Source organism: Polaromonas sp. P1_G2, assembly GCF_056405515.1.
This window is the reverse complement of sequence record NZ_JBFUBY010000372.1, coordinates 1-3,187: the sequence shown is the minus strand read 5'-3', so window position 1 is coordinate 3,187 and position 3,187 is coordinate 1. Positions and strand designations below refer to the sequence as shown.

At 53.1% G+C, this 3,187-nt stretch carries 3 protein-coding genes; all 3 read left to right on the top strand.

All coding sequences use genetic code 11. The annotated features are described in order from the left end of the window. The coding region (locus AC1D0P_RS23715) for a hypothetical protein (RefSeq protein ID WP_477678984.1) at positions 1 to 689 on the top strand (689 nt) is incomplete at its 5' end. Positions 690 to 802: 113 nt separating this feature from the next. Beyond that, positions 803 to 2,896: a glycoside hydrolase family 99-like domain-containing protein gene (locus AC1D0P_RS23710; protein WP_477678983.1), complete on the top strand. Its 2,094-nt coding sequence runs from the start codon at positions 803 to 805 to the stop codon at positions 2,894 to 2,896. Between the two features lie 5 nt (positions 2,897 to 2,901). Continuing rightward, positions 2,902 to 3,187, top strand: a 286-nt coding sequence (locus AC1D0P_RS23705; protein WP_477678982.1) for a hypothetical protein, incomplete at its 3' end; no start/stop codon positions are given.

Below are 3,187 nucleotides of genomic sequence, written 5' to 3'. Positions count from 1 at the left end.
GTACCTATCTACAGGGTCACCTTCTCGAAGGTGACATAAGGCGCGTCTTTGCCCGAGAACCAGCCAATCTGGACGATTTGATTGCGCCCTTCCTGCCCTGGATTGCTTTTCTCCGGCGTCATCAAATCGAGGATACAGCGAAGGATGCTCGCTTGCCCGCTCACTTCGTGGACTGCATACCCGCCAATTTGATCATTGAAGAGAATGGGGAGTTGCACTTCATTGATAGGGAATGGATCTGCATTGAGCCCGTGCCACTCGCATGGGTGCTAGTCCGCGGAACAATGATTGCCATCCAGAGTTGCCTCGAAAACTCCGTTTTATCCGGCATGAGTTATCGACTCTTCATTGAAGCTATCGCCTCCCGTGCCGGAGTGATTTTTACTGATGCCGACTACATCGCGGCATCGGCGATGGAGGTTAAATTTCATGAATACTGCAATGGGGCACAAAAAAATGCTCACAGCTTGATCCAGATGCTGGACCAAGAAATGCAGCTTTTCCGCCGTTTGTCACAGGCACCCACACTACTGCGCCAGGAGCTCATACGGGAGCGCCAGGAACTTGCACGCGTAAAGGCCACTCGTTCTTGGCGTTTCACCGGCCCGTTTCGAGCGGCATGGAACCTAAGTCGATGGATTGTCAAAGATCGAGGGAAAAAATCTCGCTATAAACAACCTCCCAATTGACCGCAGATAGGTATCCACTCTTACTCTAGAAGCCAACTAACCCTTTCACCGCCTCATGAATGTCAGGATGGTAGGTGACGCCAAATAGACAAAAGCGACCACAAGAGAATTTCATGCTTAAAAAACTTTTGCGGTTGATTCTTAAGGCTCCATCTCACGCTGCCGTTTCGGGTGGATGGGTTCCCTTGCTTCAAACTGCACTATCGGTTATCAGACAAGAGGGGCTTGGCGGGTTTCTTGTGAAGCTCAATCGGCTGCTTGGTTTTCCCTCGCAGGCCGGACGCAGCACCGAGCGTGCCAGGAGCGTGGACGTCCAGAGATTTAGTGCTGCGGAGGCAGCAAGCCTGGCGTCGGCACTGGTTTTTCAAAACCACGCCAACCCTCGCGTCTCCATCGTCGTCCCGGTCTTCAACCAATTCATACTGACGATCGAATGCCTGGCGGCAATCAACCGCCACCCTCAGGGGACATCGTTTGAGTTGTTGCTGGTCGATGATGCGTCCACGGATGAAACACCGGCCGTGCTTTCCTCCATTGCTGGATTGCAGTATTTGCGAAATCCGTCAAATCTCGGCTATCYGCATTCCTGCAACTCCGCGCTTCGGCTCGCCCGCGGGGAGTATGTTTATTTTCTAAACAACGATACCCAGGTTCAGAAGGAGTGGCTTGACCCTCTGGTGGCAAGGCTGGATGCGATGCCCAATATCGGCGTTGTCGGCTCCATGTTGCTTTTCCCCGATGGCCGACTGCAGGAGGCTGGTGCCAGACTCATCAAACCAGTTGATAACGACCAGGGCGAATTGATTGGGGAGTTAATTGGCCTGGGATGTGCCACCTCCGACCCCAGCTACCAGTTTGCACGCGAGGTTGAGTACTGCTCTGGTGCCAGCTTGATGGCCAGGCGGGACCTGCTGACCGCGGTGGGTGGACTGGATACCCGATATGCTCCGGCATATTTTGAAGATGCAGACTTGGCCTATTCGGCCAGGCGGGCGGGATACCGTGTTTATTACGAGCCGCAATCGGAGGTGGTGCATCATTTGAGTGCCTCGGTGAACAGTAATTCAGATCTCAAGAAAACCCTTGTCGCACGAAACGCCAAGACATTTCTGAACAAGTGGGATCACGAAATTACCTTGAGCCGACGTATTCGCTCGATCGCCTTCTACCTACCCCAATACCATCCCACACCGGAAAATGACGAATGGTGGGGCAAAGGCTTCACTGAGTGGACGAATGTGACAAAGGCACAACCCAATTTCGCCGGCCACTACCAGCCTCATATACCCAGTGAACTTGGGTTCTATGATTTACGCATCCCGGAGGTAAGAGAGCAGCAGGCCAGCCTGGCCGGGGAATATGGCGTCTCCGGATTCTGTTATTACTACTATTGGTTCAATGGAAAACGTTTATTAAGTCGTCCATTGGACGAAATTCTGGCTACAGGTCAACCGGATTTTCCGTTCTGTCTTTGCTGGGCCAACGAAAACTGGACGCGCACTTGGGATGGACAAGACAGTCATGTTTTGATCGCCCAAAATCACAGCCTGGAAGATGACATTGCCTTTATTCAGAGTTTATTCCCGGCGCTGAGGGACAGTCGTTATATCCGGATCGATGGAAAACCCTTAATCCTGGTGTACAAAGTCGCCTTACTTCCCGACGCCGCCCGGACCGTGCTCGCATGGCGAGATCAATGCCGGGTAGCCGGGATCGGTGAAATCTATTTGGCATGCGTCCATAACAGCGCAAACCCGGCCCTTAACGCGGACCCAGGAATGATAGGTTTCGATGCTGCAATTGAGTTTCCACCGTCGGGCAGGGGAGTGATTAACTCGCCTCCCCGTCAACTTCTGAACGTGAAGTTCCGTGGACTATGTTACGACTACATTGCCACAATGAAGAAGTTCATGCATGCGAAATGCCCTCCATACATGTTCTTCAGAGGGGTGATGCCTTCCTGGGACAACACCGCCAGACGACAGGACTCTGGACACATTTTTCTGGGAAGCAGCCCGCAAGCATATGCTCAGTGGCTTGAAACCGCCGCCGAGTGGACTGCACGCATGCATGTAGGCGATGAACGCCTCTTATTCATCAATGCATGGAATGAATGGGCCGAGGGAAATCACCTTGAGCCGGATAGAAAAAATGGACGTGCCTATTTAGAAGCCACGCGTACGGTCATGCAAAGACATAACCGATGAGGCCGATGAAGACCTTCACGTTATGGCTGCGATCACTGTCAATACGACTGTCCTCCGAATGGCAGCGATTTGGTGGTTTACGCGCTCTTGCCCTCAGGTTAGCGGCAATACAGCGCGCGGAGGGCTGGGCTGGAATTCAAAAAAGGCTGCTCCGTTTGACGGCACGGGGCCCCAGATCTGCAACCGACGAAAATACGCATCCCGGAAAGACTGGAGAAAAGCGAGCGGACACCGCACCTGAGGAAATCACAGCCCCGGGCGTGCTGCTGATCGGGCATCCCCATGCTATTC